At 55.7% G+C, this 15,096-nt stretch carries 16 protein-coding genes; 14 read left to right on the top strand and 2 right to left on the bottom strand.

The window, feature by feature from the left end:
• From AC5FXQ_RS11170 to AC5FXQ_RS11180, 3 genes are all read left to right on the top strand, one after another.
• Window positions 1-877 (top strand): RHS repeat-associated core domain-containing protein (locus tag AC5FXQ_RS11170; protein WP_493602510.1); only part of this gene is annotated, 877 nt, incomplete at its 5' end.
• Window positions 878-886: 9 nt separating this feature from the next.
• Entirely contained in the window at window positions 887-1,312 is a 426-nt protein-coding gene (locus tag AC5FXQ_RS11175; RefSeq protein WP_493602511.1) for a hypothetical protein, read from the top strand.
• 839 nt (window positions 1,313-2,151) lie between these two features.
• A complete protein-coding gene (locus AC5FXQ_RS11180) occupies window positions 2,152-3,321 on the top strand; it encodes a hypothetical protein (RefSeq protein ID WP_493602512.1) in 1,170 nt (389 codons plus the stop codon).
• On the opposite strand, the gene AC5FXQ_RS11185 is transcribed toward AC5FXQ_RS11180, so the two are convergent.
• Window positions 3,311-3,754, bottom strand: a complete 444-nt coding sequence (locus AC5FXQ_RS11185) for a hypothetical protein (RefSeq protein ID WP_493602513.1) — start codon at window positions 3,752-3,754, stop codon at window positions 3,311-3,313. The genes AC5FXQ_RS11180 and AC5FXQ_RS11185 overlap by 11 nt on opposite strands.
• A 265-nt stretch (window positions 3,755-4,019) precedes the next feature.
• Window positions 4,020-4,490 carry a JAB domain-containing protein gene (locus AC5FXQ_RS11190; protein ID WP_493602514.1) on the bottom strand — a complete coding sequence of 157 codons (471 nt, stop codon included), beginning with the start codon at window positions 4,488-4,490 and terminating at the stop codon, window positions 4,020-4,022.
• Window positions 4,491-5,005: 515 nt separating this feature from the next.
• On the opposite strand from AC5FXQ_RS11190, the gene AC5FXQ_RS11195 reads away from it, so the two are divergent.
• The 11 genes from AC5FXQ_RS11195 (at window position 5,006) to traM (ending at window position 15,059) form a co-directional block, all read left to right on the top strand.
• Window positions 5,006-5,836: an RteC domain-containing protein gene (locus tag AC5FXQ_RS11195; protein ID WP_493602515.1), complete on the top strand. Its 831-nt coding sequence runs from the start codon at window positions 5,006-5,008 to the stop codon at window positions 5,834-5,836.
• A gap of 262 nt (window positions 5,837-6,098) precedes the next feature.
• On the top strand, window positions 6,099-6,527 hold the full coding sequence (locus AC5FXQ_RS11200) for a hypothetical protein (protein WP_493602516.1): 429 nt from the start codon (window positions 6,099-6,101) through the stop codon (window positions 6,525-6,527).
• Window positions 6,528-6,612: 85 nt separating this feature from the next.
• A complete protein-coding gene (locus AC5FXQ_RS11205) occupies window positions 6,613-6,963 on the top strand; it encodes a DUF4134 domain-containing protein (protein WP_493602517.1) in 351 nt (116 codons plus the stop codon).
• Window positions 6,964-6,995: 32 nt separating this feature from the next.
• Entirely contained in the window at window positions 6,996-7,370 is a 375-nt protein-coding gene (locus AC5FXQ_RS11210; RefSeq protein ID WP_493602518.1) for a DUF4133 domain-containing protein, read from the top strand.
• On the top strand, window positions 7,367-9,862 hold the full coding sequence (locus AC5FXQ_RS11215; RefSeq protein WP_493602519.1) for a TraG family conjugative transposon ATPase: 2,496 nt from the start codon (window positions 7,367-7,369) through the stop codon (window positions 9,860-9,862). Before AC5FXQ_RS11210 ends, AC5FXQ_RS11215 begins: the two co-directional genes overlap by 4 nt.
• On the top strand, window positions 9,859-10,536 hold the full coding sequence (locus AC5FXQ_RS11220) for a conjugal transfer protein TraI (RefSeq protein ID WP_493602520.1): 678 nt from the start codon (window positions 9,859-9,861) through the stop codon (window positions 10,534-10,536). The genes AC5FXQ_RS11215 and AC5FXQ_RS11220 overlap by 4 nt, the downstream gene beginning before the upstream one ends.
• 40 nt (window positions 10,537-10,576) lie before the next feature.
• Window positions 10,577-11,233, top strand: a complete 657-nt coding sequence (locus tag AC5FXQ_RS11225; RefSeq protein WP_493602521.1) for a hypothetical protein — start codon at window positions 10,577-10,579, stop codon at window positions 11,231-11,233.
• On the top strand, window positions 11,230-11,859 hold the full coding sequence (locus AC5FXQ_RS11230) for a TerB family tellurite resistance protein (RefSeq protein WP_493602522.1): 630 nt from the start codon (window positions 11,230-11,232) through the stop codon (window positions 11,857-11,859). The genes AC5FXQ_RS11225 and AC5FXQ_RS11230 overlap by 4 nt, the downstream gene beginning before the upstream one ends.
• Window positions 11,860-11,863: 4 nt before the next feature.
• Window positions 11,864-13,078: a conjugative transposon protein TraJ gene (gene traJ, locus AC5FXQ_RS11235; protein WP_493602523.1), complete on the top strand. Its 1,215-nt coding sequence runs from the start codon at window positions 11,864-11,866 to the stop codon at window positions 13,076-13,078.
• Window positions 13,079-13,098: 20 nt separating this feature from the next.
• Entirely contained in the window at window positions 13,099-13,728 is a 630-nt protein-coding gene (gene traK / locus AC5FXQ_RS11240) for a conjugative transposon protein TraK (protein WP_493602524.1), read from the top strand.
• Between the two features lie 41 nt (window positions 13,729-13,769).
• The gene (traM, locus tag AC5FXQ_RS11245; protein WP_493602525.1) at window positions 13,770-15,059 is read left to right on the top strand and encodes a conjugative transposon protein TraM; all 1,290 of its coding nucleotides are present in this window, start codon (window positions 13,770-13,772) and stop codon (window positions 15,057-15,059) included.
• Window positions 15,060-15,096: the final 37 nt, after the last annotated feature.

Below are 15,096 nucleotides of genomic sequence, written 5' to 3' on the forward strand. Positions count from 1 at the left end.
TCCCTGGGGGCTGAACCTGGTGGGGATAGAGAAGCAGGGAAGTCCTAACCACCTCTTCCAGTACAACGGCAAGGAGCGTCAGACCGAGCTGGGACTCAACTGGATGGACTACGGGGCCAGGATGTATGACGCCCAGATAGGAAGGTGGCATGTGGTGGATCCAATGACCGAAACGCAGGAGAGTTGGACGCCTTACCATTATGTATACAATAATCCTGTACTTCGTACAGACCCAGACGGTAGATGTCCAGATGGCGATTGTCCTACCATCAGCGTGGCTGGCATTATTGAGAATACAGCCAAAGACTTGGCAGTATCGGTTATGAACGTGGCTTTCATGACTGAAAGTCCACTTGCAATAGTAGCGAACGGCGGGCAGACCCGAGCCTATAGGGATGAGAATGGAACGATTCAAGTTGGAACAAGGCCTTTGCCAACTAGTAACAAAGAATTCTTTCAGAATTTAGGTTCTGATGCGCTAGATGGGCTGAACGTTGCTACAACTGTTGCTACGGGCGGTACAGGTGGTGCTGGATTATTGATGGCTAAGACGGGGGCTAAAACTATTGTTACTAATGCGATTGTTCAGAGAGGTAAAGGTGCTGCAAAAGGATCTTTAAGTGGAACAAAAGAAGCATTAAAGGAAGCTAAAGCTAAAATAGGATTGAAACCTACTGATAGTTTGCCAAAAGGAAAGCAAGGGAAATTTGGTAGCCCTCAAAGAGGGGATGGCAAAAAGGGATACAGACTTGATCCTACTCATCCTGATGCAAAAGCTGGTTCTGGAGAAGAATACCCACATATAAATTACTGGGATTATACGAAAGGTAAAAGAGATAAAGGAGGAGTTAGTGGCGCAATCCCTATCAAAAATTAATTCACTATTATGGAAAGTTTTAAAATTGATCTATTTGAAAGAGAGTATAAATCAGTATTTCCTGATTATAAAACTCTATCTAGTGAAGACAGTTTGAAGCTAGCTAAGGAAATATCGGAAAGATATAAAATGCCTATTGCTTCTTTAGTCGAAAGCATAGGTTCTAAACAAATTATATTAGAGGGGCCTAATGCTGAGAGTAGCTTTTGTTTAAAAGAATTGTTGAGTAGCCTCGCAATTAAGCCAATGCCAAATGTTTACATAAATTGGTACAGGTTCGATGAAATAGACTTATTTAATTTAGATGACTTGGACAAATACTTCAGTGACATATGGTTTCCTAGCTCTGACGATATTGATTTATTTGATAAGAGCTTGGATTGGATTGTTTCAATTAGACATGATGGAGTTATCAGTTATATTAGACAAAATTGATTGTCTCAGTTTGAAGAGCCTATTCTTTCACTTGTAACCATTGCCTTTTCTTTGGCGCTGATTTGTGTCCCGAGTCCTCATTCTGTATGAAAGCAAAAGTCCTTTCCACTTTGGATTGGGTTGCTGCTTTCCCGCTGTAAGCATTAAGTATATCTACTACTGCCACATGAGAGGCTGTTGATGCAGTATAGCGGTGTTCGTACGTGTCCTCGGCTGGACTTCGCTTCGGCAAAAGCAAGGCTAAATAAACTCCCTCTGGTCGGCCTTGCTTTTGCCTGCGCTTGCCAGCCTGCGGTACTCCTCACGGCTGTTCCTATTTTATTTTTAGAGTTTAAATGATGCCTCCGGCAGGAAGGCGAAAAAATAAAACCCACAGCCCATGTTATGCTCGCCTGCGGGTCAGCCGCCGCACAGCCAGCCGCCCACCCTCACGGGTGTTCTTCTCCTGGCTGGCTATGGCTTCCGCTCGCAGCGGCTTCGCGCTTTGAAACCTTACCCCCAACCCCCGGCATCAACCGGGGGCTTTTTGTTTATGGCCAGTGCTACACCTTATGGTAAAGCTATACCTATACCTTATAGCTGGTGCTATACCTTGGGGCCAGCTGATTCGGCAGCCGCACGAAAGGCCAAGGGGCTTTTCCGGCCCCTTCCACCCCAGGAGCCTTGCCTTGTGAAAGAGAAGAGTATTTTCAATCATTTCTCGCTGTTGCAACTTGTAGTGCAGCATGATTTATTGAAAAGTAGACATAATGTCCTATCTTGTAGGGGTGTAGGCCTTACAATTATAAAGGCCCAGCATCAACTGCCAGATACCTCTTCAAAGAAAACAGAACCACTCTATGCGCTACCTGCTTTCGTCCCTTTTCAGAGCCTGTTTTTACATGCTGCCCTTCCTGCTGCTTTCTTTTGCATCGCTTGCCCAGCAAACCAAGCAGCACCTGCCAACCGGGGCGCCGGAGGCTGGGGAGCTGCTGCGCGAGATGATGGCCTGGCAGGATAGCCTGCAGGCAATCGACTACGCGCTGCAGGACTCCTCTCGGCTGCATGCTTCGCTTGATAGCCTGCGGCAGCTGGGCGAGGAGGGGGAGGCGCTGGCACGAAGAGTGGACAGCCTCTCACAGGCCGTAGTAGGGCGGTCGGTGCTGCCTGAGGAGCTGAAGGAGGTGCGTGCGAGATTGGAGAGCCAACTGCAGGAGGGAAAGGAGGCGCTGGCCGCCCAGCTCCTGCCCGAGGAGCTCAAACAGGCCCTGCGCCAACTGGAAGAGGCCGGGCAGAAGAGTGCCGCCGCCCGGTTGCCACAGTCTCCTGCGATGAGGCAAGTTCCCGCCTCACCAGACGAACTGAAGGCAAAAGCCGGTCAGGCGGCGCTGAAGGCGGCGGGAGAGCCCTTTACCGAGTCCTTCGACAAGCTGGGGCAGGCGAAAGCCGATTTTGACAAGTACAAGGGCCGGGCAAGCAAGGTAGAGAGCGTGAAGGATATGCCAAAAGGCCTGCTGGCACCCTACTCGCTCAAAGGAAAGCCTTGGGCGGAGCGACTGGTGGTGGGCAGCCTCTGGCAGGCGGGCAAGCAGGAGCGCTTTTTCCTGGACCTGGGGCCGACGGTGGCCTGGCGCTTCTCGGAGCGCCTCTCGATGGGCGTGGGCGGGCAGTACCGCCTGCACCTGAGCGTGAAGGAGAAGCCCTTTGTGGGCGGCGCGGAGCGGGTGGGGGGCTACAGCCTCTTTACAGACTTCCAGATCAAGAGCGGCTTTTTTACACGGCTGCACTACGAAGGCTTAAGCGCGCCGGTGACGCACACGGATCCTCTCACGCAGGAGCAAAGGTCAGAGAGGGAGTGGGTGCCGGGGCTGTCGGCGGGGCTGGGCAAAGACTACACGCTCTACAAAAAGCTCAGGGGCTACGCGCTCCTGCAGTACAACCTGCTGCACGAGAAGAACCGCAGCCCCTACCTGCACCCGCTGCAGGCCCGTGTTGGCTTCTTCCTCTTTGGCAATGACATTATCCGTTAGTTTCGCGCAGCAGCCATGTCCGGGCGAAGAAGGGATCCAAGAACAAGCGGGTCTGTATGGCTTTACCCTGTGCTTCCGGTTGCTTTGTGAATTGCTCCAGGAGGCGATCCGTGTCCATCAGTTCCAGGCTCACCTGTGAAATAATAATGGCTTGTCTTTCCAGTGCAGTGGAATGCAGAAGGGGAATCCATTGCCGGATGATCCAGTTCTGATCTGCAAGCTCCAGGTAGTGGACCGCCTGTGCGTTACTGAGCAGGTACCGGCATTCATACTCTAGTAACAGGTCTACGAGCAAGAGACTATAGTGCCGGAATTCTTCGCTAGTGGGGTGACGCAGCCACCTGAACGAGGCGAAGTCCGACTGCTCACCGATTTGCAGCTCTATAAAATCAGTCTGAACGAACTCTGAAATATTTTGTGTAATGGTAGACATCACCTGAAACAGTTTTATAGATTACCAAACTTACATCATTGTATAAATTAAAGAAATAACCGGGACACCTGCTAGTTGTTTCGCATTTTTAACCTGCAGTTTATGTAGTGCTTCAATAAGAGTGTCTGATGAGAGGTCTATTTGTCATTACCAATCTAGAACCTATCGCTTCTGCTCCCAAAATAATTGCTTCTCCGGGAAGGCATGCCAAGTAAAGGCAGCTGTATCAGGTAATACAGCGCCATCGGATGGTGCAAAAAAGGGGCTACATGAGCCCCTCGTCTGCCAGTGAGTAATAACTATCGCTGGTGAGGATGATATGATCCAGTACCGCAATGTCAAGTAGCTCCCCTCCCTGCTTCATCTTTTTGGTCAGTTGCAGGTCCGCAGCGCTGGGCTTGAGGTTGCCGGAGGGGTGGTTGTGAGAGAGGATGATGCCGGAGGCGCAGGCTTTGAGGGCGGCCGCGAAGATGAGCTTGGGGTCTGCAACGGTGCCAGAGACGCCCCCGGTGGACACCTCAAAAATTCCCAGCACCCGGTTGGCCCGGTTGAGGAGCAGTACCTTGAATTGTTCGACAAACTCAATCCTTCCCTGGTCCCAGCTGGCTTTAAGTACTTGGTAGCAATCCGTAGAGGAGGTGATCTGTGGACGGTCACAGGGTCTGACGCGGTTGCGGTAGGTGAGTTTGATCTCGGCTACGCGGGTCACATTGGAATTTTTAACTGTCTTTTCCATAATCATTGATTTTTAGTGTGAGGAATTGATTATGGCACCTGCCCAGCCGCTGGAACGGACTAAAGGCGAGGTGGAGCCAAAGAAAATGCGGAGGGTCCGCTGTGAGGCGGATACCCATTTTGTTTGGACAACCTTGGCGCAGCACACCTGTGTCCGGAACACGCGGCTACCTTTGTGCCTGCATGAATACCGTTGAATGGTTTTCAGTAACTCTTCAGAGCATACCCACAGATTCTCAGTCTTTTGGTCGGCTCCGGCCATACTGGCTGCTCCCGGTTTCCTGCTCCCATGGGGATACATTCGTCGCTGACTTTCTGCACTAATCCCGGGACTTCCTGTTTCAGACTATTTTTTCCCTGCTTCGATCCTGCAGCGGACAGTACTTCGGGTGCTCCTGCGTACTGAATGGCATCCCGGTTGAGAGCATAGATGCTGCCGGGAGAACCGACGCATTGGCGCCTGAGCCGATGCTGGAAAGTTCCGGTCCCTGCGATGGTCACCTACTATATGCTGTCATGATACAATTCTCGAACAACCTGTACACCCGGATGAGCGAGGGGCTTCAGCGCATTGCCGTCCGGTCAGAAAACCTGTTGCAGCAGGCTGAGCAATCCTGCAGAGAAACCGAGACTGCCCTGGAAGAGCTCAAGCAGTACATACAGGAGCACGCTTTTCCTGATGCGGAGGCAGAGATTTTGTTCTTCAAGGAAATTAAGCCCCGATTTCTCAGGGAGCTGCTCTATTTCACAGAACTTTTTTACCTGGAGGCTTCCCTGCCAGTCGGGGGAAAAGACAGGGTACGCGCGTACCTGCTGCAGACATTGGACCGCGTGGCGGCCTATTTTGACCGGAACCAGTGGTTTTATACCTATTACAGGATGAACCTGAACCACCTGGATCAGGCGTTTTACCTGCGGGAAGGGCAGCAACTACCCTTCTGGCCGGGCTATTCCCTTGAGCTGGATTCCTGCTTTTCCACAGTGCACAGTTACCGGCTATCCAAGCTGCAGGCCTACGAAATGCTGGGGGACCATTTGCAGGGAAGGCTGCAGGCGTTGGAGCATGGGGAGGCGGAAAAGAGCGAAGGGGCACGCCTGACATGGACGGAGTCGAAGGCCGCACTTATTGAGCTTGCTTACGCCCTGCGCTCACGCGGGGCCGTGAATTTCGGCCAGTCGGATGTCAAGGAATTGATCAGGGGACTGGAGCATTGCTTTAACATTCGGTTGGGAAATTTCTACCGGGTTTACCAGGGCATGCGCATCCGTAAGAAAAGCCGGACGCCCTTCCTGGACCACCTGAAGGAAAGCCTGGAGCTCCGCATGGACGAAGCGGACCGGGAATAGATAGTTTTCTGCCAGCAGTGCTTTTGACAGCTCACATCACCGTGTCAGTTTACAGCTGCACCATCACGCATTACGCGGTGATTTCCGGTTGCAGCAATCTCCTTATGCCGGCAGCGGCCTGTCAGCTTTGCAAAAAAGCAGCGGAATCGGCTGTCAAAAAAATAATTGTTAGCTCACACGGCAGTGTCAGAAATCTCACCTTACATGCTCCATCTTTGTCTTAAACCCAGGGGAAACGGGTCCCCGGGTAACCTGAAAAGCCATGATAAGCGAGCTGACGTGGAGCCAGTACCTGGTGGGTACAGGCGCGCTGCTGATCCTGTACTACCTGGGGGTAGCAGGCTGGTATTACCGGCAGGAGGTAAAACACCTGCTGATGCGGAAACCTGCCGTTCCGGAATCCACTCCACCCCCTGAGGAGGAGGAACATGACTTTTTATCCTATGATGCATTAAAGGAAGTGGCGTCCCAGGTACGCCAGGGCATACTCGAGGAGGCAGGCAACCATGCCGGTAAGCAGGCGCTGCTCATGCGGCTGAGAGCGATACTGGCCAGCTGTGGCGGGTTACGCCAGCCTGCCTCCCGGGGTGCCATTAACCAATACATTATCCAGCAGGCGGAGTCACTGTGCGGGATCCGCTTTACGGAAGAGGAGCTGGAGCTGGAATGGAATAAGCCGGGCGAAACCTGATTCCCGGCTGTTGGCCCACACTGCCTGCCGACGGCTCTCCCTGAATTTACATGACACGGATTAATCAACTTTAAACCCATATGAGATGAAGATCAACGCAACTCTCCTGAAGAGGCCGGGGGGCATGATGCCCCGCAAGCCCTGGCCATCACTTGTCCTGCTGGTAACCCTGTCCCTGCTGAGCCTGTGGGCTTACGGGCAGGACGGCAATGCAGGCATCAATGAGGCAAACCTGAAAGTGCGCAGCTACTTTGACTCCGGCACCCAACTGATGTACGCGGTCGGGGCCCTGCTGGGGCTGATCGGTGCCGTGAAGGTATACCAGAAATGGAACGCGGGTGACCCGGACACGGGCAAAGTGGCCGCAGCCTGGTTCGGCAGCTGTGTTTTCCTGGTGGTGGTCGCCACGGTTATCAAATCCTTCTTCGGGGTGTAGCCCGGCATATTGCACATATGGCATCTGCGACCATGAACAACAGTGTCTATCAGATCAACAAAGGCATCAACCGGCCGATCGAGTTCAGGGGACTCAAGGGGCAGTATATCTGGTATTTCGGAGCGGGCGTGATCGCCCTGCTTTTCCTGTTCGCCATACTCTACGCGACCGGCCTGCAGCCCCTTGCTTGTGTCGGGGGCATCCTGACCGCTGGCGGCCTGATGACCCGGCAGCTTTACCGGATGAGCAACACCTACGGCCCTGACGGCCTGATGAAAAAGCTTGCCAGGCGTCGCATGCCGCGGTTAATTCGTGTCAGCAGCCGACACCTGTTTCAGTGTCCGGCAGCCTATGCGCTGCCCGAAGGCAACAAACATTCTAAAGCATCACAAGCAACGGCAAAATGAAAAAAGAACTGGAAGCCATCTTTCCCCTGATGGGCGTGGAGCATGACTGCCTGCTCTCCAGGCAGGGAGACGTTACCGTAGCCTTTCGAGCAGAGCTACCTGAAATTTTTACGCTCTCTGACCAGGAGTACGAAGCCTTACACCAGGCGTGGGTGAAAGCGGTCCGCGCACTGCCCCACGGAGCGGTCCTGTTAAAGCAGGACTGGTTCCTGGACAGCAGCTACGAACCGGACTTTACCGCCGGTGCAGCCAGCTTCCTGGCGCACAGCAGCGAGCGCTTTTTCAACGAGCGGCCTTTCCTGGAGCATACCTGTTTTCTGATGGTCACCTGTAAAGGGACGAACCGGCGGGCGTCCAACTCCCTGCTATCCAGCCTGCTGCGCCCGACGCTGGTGCCAAAAGAGACCCTACAGCCTGCGCTAATGCAGGAGTTTCTGGACAGTGTGGATCAGTTCCGGCACCTGCTGGAGGAGAGTGGTTTCATGCGTCTCAGTCGCTTGGCTGAAAAGGACCTGCTCAGCAGCCGGCGCAGGATGGGACTGATCGAACGCTACTGCAGCCTGGCAGAGCGGGAGGACCGCTACCTGCTGAAAGACATCTGCTTCGAGGACGGTCTCCGGGTGGGCAGCCAGTACGCCCAGCTTTTTACGCTCGGTGATGCGGCAGACCTTCCGGCCCTGTGCGGGCCGCGGCTCAACTACGACCGGTATTCAACCGACAAGGCAAAGTTCAGTATCGGGTTTGCCGCCTCGCTGGGGCAGCTGCTGCCCTGCAACCACCTCTATAACCAGTACATTTTTCGGGAGGACCCACAGCAGACGATCAGGACGCTGGAACGCAAGAGGCTGCGGCTGCAGTCGTTGTCGGCCTACTCCCGGGAAAACGCGCTGGCGCGGGATGCCACCAATAACTTCCTGAACGAGGCGATCGGGCAGCAGCGACTGCCCGTCAAGGCCCATTTCAATGTACTGGTGTGGACCGATGAAAAGGAAAAGCGGAAAGAGCTCAAAAGTCTGGTGGGTGCGGCACTCGCTCAGCTGGACGCGGTGGCACGGGAGGAGACAGTGGGAGCGCCGCAGCTCTTCTGGGCGGGTATCCCTGGCAATGCGGCTGATTTTCCGATGAACGAGGCCTTCGATACCTTCGCCGAGCAGGCTACCTGTTTTCTGAACCTGGAGACGGCTTACCGGTCTTCCGTCAGCCCGGTGGGACTGCGCCTCGGAGATCGGCTGACGGGGAGGCCGGTACACGTGGACATCAGTGACGAGCCGGTGCGCAAAGGGATCTGCACGAACCGCAACAAGTTTGTGCTCGGCCCTTCCGGGAGCGGTAAGTCCTTTTTCACAAACCACCTGGTGCGGAGTTATTACGAGCAGGGGACTCATGTCGTGCTGGTGGACGTGGGGCACAGCTACAGAGGACTGTGTGACCTGGTGGGCGGTTATTACTTTACCTACGACGAGCAGCGACCGATCTGCTTCAACCCCTTCTACATCGGGGAGGGGGACCGGCTGGACACCGAGAAACGGGAAAGCATCAAAACCCTGTTGCTGGCCCTGTGGAAGAAGGACGGCGAGGTATACCACCGCTCGGAATATGTGGCCCTGTCCAGTGCCCTGCAGCAGTATTACGCAAAGCTGGAGCACCACCCGGAGCTGTTCCCCGGCTTTGACAGCTTTTATGAGTTCGTGCGTGATGAATTCGTGGTGGCGCTCTCCAGGGACGGGGTGAAAGAGAAGGACTTTGACATCGGCAACTTCCTGTATGTGCTCCGGCCCTATTACCGGGGCGGGGAATTTGATTTCCTGCTCAATGCCACGGAAAACCTGGACATGCTGCAGGAGCGCTTCATTGTCTTTGAACTGGACAACATCAAAGACCACCCGATCCTCTTCCCCGTGGTCACCATCATCATCATGGAAGTCTTTATCAGCAAAATGCGCAAACTCAAGGGGGTGCGCAAGATGATCCTGATCGAAGAGGCCTGGAAGGCCATTGCACGGGAGGGCATGGCCGAGTACATCAAATACCTGTTCAAGACGGTACGCAAGTTCTTCGGCGAGGCGGTCGTGGTCACGCAGGAAGTGGAGGATATCATCTCCTCTCCGGTGGTCAGGCAGGCCATTATCAACAACTCGGACTGCAAGATCCTGCTGGATCAGTCCAAATACCAGAACAAGTTCGGGCAGATCCAGGAGCTGCTGGGCCTGACGGAGAAGGAGAAGGCATTGATCCTGTCAGTCAACAAGGACAATGACCCGAATCGCAGGTATAAAGAAGTTTTTATCAGCCTGGGGGGCGTGCTGTCAAAAGTCTACCGCACGGAAGTATCCCCCGAGGAGTACCTGGCCTACACCACGGAGGAAACAGAAAAGCTCCGGGTCCAGGAGTATGCCCGCCGGTTCGGGAGCGTGCAGCGGGGTATCGCTGCGTTTGTCCGTGACATGCAGGCGGGGGAGGAAGCACTTAAAGGGAAGGGAGGGGAAGGATGAAAAAGTACCGGCTCTTCATCGCATTGGTTCTGATGGGATTTCTCCTGCCGTGGCAGGGAGCCAATGCCCAGGACCCCATCACGGCTGCCATCAGAGAAGGCGTGATGAAAGTAATCAAAGCGCTGGACCTGCAGGTGCAGCGCCAGCAGAACGAAGTGATCTGGTTGCAAAATGCCCACAAAGTGTTGGAAAATACCATGGCAGAGCTACAGCTCTCGGAGATTCACGGGTGGGTGGAAAGACAGCGTGTCCTGTACCAGGATTACTATGCGGAGCTGCACCAGGTGAAACTGGCCGTGTCGGATTACCAGCGGATACGAGGGATTGCCCAGAGGCAGGCCCAACTCCTGGAGGAGTACCGGCGTTCCTGGCGCCTGCTGCAGGGAGACGAGCGGTTCAGCCAGGAAGAGCGGGCCTACATGGCACGCGTGTACGGCGGGATTCTCACGCAGAGCAGCCGCTACGTGGAGCTGCTGGTCCTGGCGACGGGGGCGCAGGCACTGCAAATGGGAGATGCAGGGCGGCTGGAGCTGATCCGGGAGGCGGCAGATCAGGTGGAGGCCATCTACCGGGACCTGTTACAGTTTAACCGGCAAAACTTTCTGCTGAGCCTGCAGCGAGCCAGGTCCCAACAGGAAATGGCAGCGGTCAGACGTCTCTATGGCCTGCCCTAAGATAACTGGGAAAGCATGTTCAATCTAACTAATTATAATCATGAGAAGAAAATTAGTCTTGCTGCTCTTGCAGCTCTTTATGGTGGCAACGGGGGTATCTGCCCAGACTGTTGATGAATGGCTGCGGCAGAGAAAGACGCAGCAACGCTACCTGCTCGAGCAGATCGCCGCCCTGCGGCTGTATGCCGCTTACGCGCATGAGGGGTACAGTATCACAAGAGAAGGTTTGCAAGCCATTGACAGCGGAAAGACGGGGGCGTACGGCCTGCACCTGGATTTTTTCGGGTCACGCAGGAAAACTGGACCTACAGGCATGCACTGGAAAGTGGCCGATGCACAGGCCCTTGGGGAGGGGCTTTTGCAGGTATGCCTGCAGGCGAGGCAGCTGGTACGGGACGGGAAACTTTACAGCGGTAAAGAGACGGCCTACGTGGAGCGTGTAACAGAGCGACTACTGGCCGGGCGCACCCGCCTGCTGGAAGCGCTGCGGGAAGCAACGGAGGAGGAGCACTGGGAAATGCTGCCCGAAGAGCGGCTGCAGCGGGTGGAGACTGTGTACCGGCAGATGCGGGAGCATTACCTGGCTGCCCGGCATTTCCAGCAGGAGCTCACGCTGTTGGCGGCTGGCCGCCGACGGGCCTGGGATGCATGGCAGAAAGATCGCATGTTCCACGGCCTGACTCCTGCCCTACCATGAAAAGGATCGCATGGGTAATCCTGCTGTACCTGCTCAGTCCCACGCGCCTGTGGGCCCAGACCGACGAGATACAGCAGCTTCTGCTCAACGTGGAAAAGCTGGCCCAGCACAGGCAGATACTGGCTGACATGAAGAAAGGCTACGAACGTGTGACCGCTGGTTATAGCACTATACGGGATGTCAGCCAGGGAAACTTCAAGCTGCACCACGAATTTCTGGAAGGCCTGCTGGAGGTCAGCCCCGCTGTCAGACGGTACCGACGGGTAGGTGAGATAGCGGAACTTCAGGTAGCGCTGGTGGAGGAGGGGAAAAAAGCGTTCAGTCGTTTCGGGCGGGAAGGTGCCTTCAGCAACAAAGAACTGAACTACCTGGAGCAAGTCTACTCCAGGATGCTGAGGCATAGCCTGGACCAACTGGAACTACTAACCCGGGTGTTGGCTGAGAGACAGCTGCGCATGACGGATGAGGAGCGCCTGCAGGCTATCGACGCCATCTGGCGGGACATGGAGAAGCTGGTGCAGGTCCAGCGGAGTTTTAACCGGAGTACGGCGCTGCTGGCCCTGCAGCGAGCCAAGGAGCAACGGGACCTGGCGGGAATACGGCAAATGCATGGTTTAAAACCTTAATCTGATGAAAGTATACACCTGTTTTGTTTTTGTCCTGATGCTGGGCCTGCTGAGCCCGAACCTCTCCCTGGCGCAGGGAACGGGTGCTGCCGGGCTGCACGAAACGCTTTCGCAGCTGTATGAGGAGATGGTACCGTTGTGCAGCGGGCTGATCGGGGTAGGGCAGGGTATCGCCGGCTTTGCCACGCTCTGGTACATCGGGAGCCGCGTCTGGCGGCACATTGCCAGTGCCGAGCCGATTGACTTCTACCCGCTGCTGCGCCCTTTCGTGCTGGGCTTTGCGATTCTGGTTTTCCCATCGGTACTGGACCTGATGAACGGGGTGCTGCAGCCGGTGGTAAGTGCAACAGCAGCCATGGTAAAGGACAGTGACAAGGCCATCGAGGTGCTGCTCCGGCAGCGGGAGGAGGCACTCCGCCATACGACTGAATGGCAGGTCTTCATCGGGGAGACCGGGAGCGGTGACCGCGAACGCTGGTACCAATACACCCATGACGAAGAGGCAGCCGGCGAAGGGCTCCTGGAAAGCATCGGCAATGACATGCGGTTTGCCATGGAGAAGGCCGCCTACAGCTTCCGCAGTTCGATCAAAGAATGGATGAGTGAGGTGCTGCGCCTGCTGTTTGAGGCCGCCGCCCTGTGTATCAACACCATCCGGACATTTCAGCTGGTGGTGCTGGCCATACTGGGGCCGCTGGTTTTTGGGCTGGCCGTGTTCGACGGCTTCCAGCATACGTTGACGGTCTGGATCGCCCGCTACATCAATGTGTTTCTGTGGCTCCCCGTGGCCAATATTCTGGGAGCTATCCTGGGCAAGATCCAGGAGCTGATGCTTTACCTGGATGTCTCCCGGGCAGAAGCGGAAGGAAGGACTTTTTTCAGTCAGACCGATACGGCCTACCTAGTGTTCCTGGTTATCGGCATTGTCGGGTATTTCACCGTGCCTTCGGTAGCCAACTACATCGTGCATGCCAGCGGGGGCAATACGCTGCTCCACAAAGTCAATAACCTCTTCAGTGCCACGTCCAGGACGGCAGTGCAGACGGTTTCTGGCGGTGCGGGCATGGCTGCTGATGCCATGGGAGACGCGGCAGCGCGGATGACGGGCAGCCTGAGCCGGAGTACTGCCACTTCCGGGTATTTCGGGGAGGCGGGTACCGGGCGCAGCACAGGTTATATGGAAAGCAGGCTTGCAGGAAATGACGGTTCAAACAAATAAGCGATACCATGTTCACACAAATGAAAAACATCGATACTGCCTTTCGCCATGTGCGCCTCTTCACGATGGTGATCGTGGCCTGTAGCACGCTGCTGAGCGGTTTCGCCATCTACAGGAGCCAGGTGATGGTGGCGCAGCTGGAAGGCAAAGTATATGTTCTGGCGAACGGGAAAGCCCTGGAGGCCTTTGCAACCGACCGGAAAGACAACATCCCGGTGGAGGCGCGGGAGCACGTGAAAACCTTTCACCGGCTTTTCTTCACGCTGGACCCGGATGACGGGATGATACAGGCCAACCTCGCACAGGCGCTTTACCTGGCAGATGCCTCCGCCAAGCGGGAGTATGATAACCTGAGCGAGAGCGGCTATTACACACGGCTGATTGCCGGCAACATCAGTCAGCGGATCCGAGTCGACAGTGTGACACTGGACCTGGCGCAGAGCCCTTACTTCTTCCGTTGCTACGCCAAGCAGGAGCTTGTGCGGGCTACCAGTACTGTTACGAGGAACCTGGTAACCGAGGGTTTTTTGCGCGAGGTCAGCCGGTCTGCCCATAACCCGCATGGATTCCTGATCGAGCGCTGGGTGACAGTAGAGAACCGGGACCTGAAAACCGAGCGTCGCCAGACAGCGCCGAAAGGCCACCCCTGACATCAACTTGATATTAATTAATCAATAAGACACAGACCATCATGAACCTTATCAGTCCTACACAAGCCTTTCTCCGGCAGCGCCGCTTCATGCTGGTGCTGCCACTTCTGGTGCTTCCTTTTGCCACGCTCCTGTTCTGGATTTCAGGCGGCGGTCAGGGCGGTGACAGCCGCATTTTGACACAGCCGCAACAAGGGATAAATCAGGCGCTGCCCGAGGCCAGCCTGCCCCCGGGGCTGGAGCGGGGGAAACTGCGCTACTACCAGCAGGCGGCCTCCGACTCTCTCAGGCTGCTGGAACGGCTTAAAAAAGATGTGCTGGCTTTCGGCGGATTGTTTGCAGGCGAGCACCCTGGAGAGGCAGGCATACCTGAGGACACAGGGTATTTCGCAGGCCCAGCCCGGGAAGGTGCGGTTATTGGGGGCGAGGCTCAGCTCGCTGCCCAGCAGGCTACAGCCTACCGGAAGCTGGCTCAGCTGCAAGAGATGCTGCAGGATAATCCGAAGGGCACAAGCACCGGCAAAGAATCTGTCGGGTCTTCTGCTTCGGGTATGGCGGCGTCTGCCGCAGGGCAGGAACTGGCGCGGCTGGAGCACCTCAGACAGCGGCTGCCGGATGGCCGGGACACTGATCCCGGGCTGCAGCAGCTCAACGGTATGCTGGAGAAAATACTGGATATCCAGCATCCTGAACGAGTGCGGGAGAAGATCAAGCAGTATGCGGAGGCGAGCAGGGGAGAGGTCCTTTCTCTGGCTCCGGCACAGCCGGAGGTCGTCGTCTCCCTGTTAGGAGAAGTGACCGCAACACAGGCCCGGCCGTCAGCGATGTTTCATGGTTGGTCGGTGCCGGATCCGGAGGAGCGGGCCCGGTCAGCGGTTCCCGCAGTTGTCCACGAAACGCAGACAGTCACAAGCGGCTCCACTGTCAAGATGCGGCTGACCGGGGAAGTTTTCATCAACGGGGTGCTGCTCCCCAGGGACAGCTTTGTGTTCGGAACAGCCTCCCTGGAGGGGGAGCGCCTGAAGATAGAAGTTAAGAGCATCCGTTTCCAGGATGCTGTCTTTCCGGTCGCACTTGCAGCTTACGATCTGGATGGCCAGGCAGGTATACGGGTGCCCGAAGGGATGACGCAGGATGCGGTACGGGAGTCTTCTGAGCGCGCGCTGCGCGGGGTTGGTCTCCCGGCCGGCTATCCTACACTGGAGATGCAGGTAGCCGGTACGGGAGTGGAAGCAGCCAGGAGCCTGCTTGGAAGAAAGGTCAGACAGGTAAAAGCGACCGTGAAAGCAGGATACCGTGTCCTCCTGCAGGATGAGCGGCAGAGCAGGTAAACGCAAAGCAGCTGCTGAAGTGCACAGATGATAGTTC

Source organism: Pontibacter sp. LHS1 (assembly GCF_058932855.1).

Bases quoted from the DNA above. Each gene is read 5' to 3' on its own strand.
- AC5FXQ_RS11230 (WP_493602522.1), top strand. From the start codon at position 11,230: ATGAAAAGGATCGCATGGGTAATCCTGCTGTACCTGCTCAGTCCCACG.
- AC5FXQ_RS11175 (WP_493602511.1), top strand. From the start codon at position 887: ATGGAAAGTTTTAAAATTGATCTATTTGAAAGAGAGTATAAATCAGTA.
- traM (WP_493602525.1), top strand. From the start codon at position 13,770: ATGAACCTTATCAGTCCTACACAAGCCTTTCTCCGGCAGCGCCGCTTC.
- AC5FXQ_RS11185 (WP_493602513.1), bottom strand. From the start codon at position 3,754: ATGTCTACCATTACACAAAATATTTCAGAGTTCGTTCAGACTGATTTT.
- AC5FXQ_RS11180 (WP_493602512.1), top strand. From the start codon at position 2,152: ATGCGCTACCTGCTTTCGTCCCTTTTCAGAGCCTGTTTTTACATGCTG.
- AC5FXQ_RS11200 (WP_493602516.1), top strand. From the start codon at position 6,099: ATGATAAGCGAGCTGACGTGGAGCCAGTACCTGGTGGGTACAGGCGCG.
- traK (WP_493602524.1), top strand. From the start codon at position 13,099: ATGAAAAACATCGATACTGCCTTTCGCCATGTGCGCCTCTTCACGATG.
- AC5FXQ_RS11215 (WP_493602519.1), top strand. From the start codon at position 7,367: ATGAAAAAAGAACTGGAAGCCATCTTTCCCCTGATGGGCGTGGAGCAT.
- AC5FXQ_RS11195 (WP_493602515.1), top strand. From the start codon at position 5,006: ATGATACAATTCTCGAACAACCTGTACACCCGGATGAGCGAGGGGCTT.
- AC5FXQ_RS11220 (WP_493602520.1), top strand. From the start codon at position 9,859: ATGAAAAAGTACCGGCTCTTCATCGCATTGGTTCTGATGGGATTTCTC.
- AC5FXQ_RS11205 (WP_493602517.1), top strand. From the start codon at position 6,613: ATGAAGATCAACGCAACTCTCCTGAAGAGGCCGGGGGGCATGATGCCC.
- AC5FXQ_RS11190 (WP_493602514.1), bottom strand. From the start codon at position 4,490: ATGGAAAAGACAGTTAAAAATTCCAATGTGACCCGCGTAGCCGAGATC.
- AC5FXQ_RS11210 (WP_493602518.1), top strand. From the start codon at position 6,996: ATGAACAACAGTGTCTATCAGATCAACAAAGGCATCAACCGGCCGATC.
- AC5FXQ_RS11225 (WP_493602521.1), top strand. From the start codon at position 10,577: ATGAGAAGAAAATTAGTCTTGCTGCTCTTGCAGCTCTTTATGGTGGCA.
- traJ (WP_493602523.1), top strand. From the start codon at position 11,864: ATGAAAGTATACACCTGTTTTGTTTTTGTCCTGATGCTGGGCCTGCTG.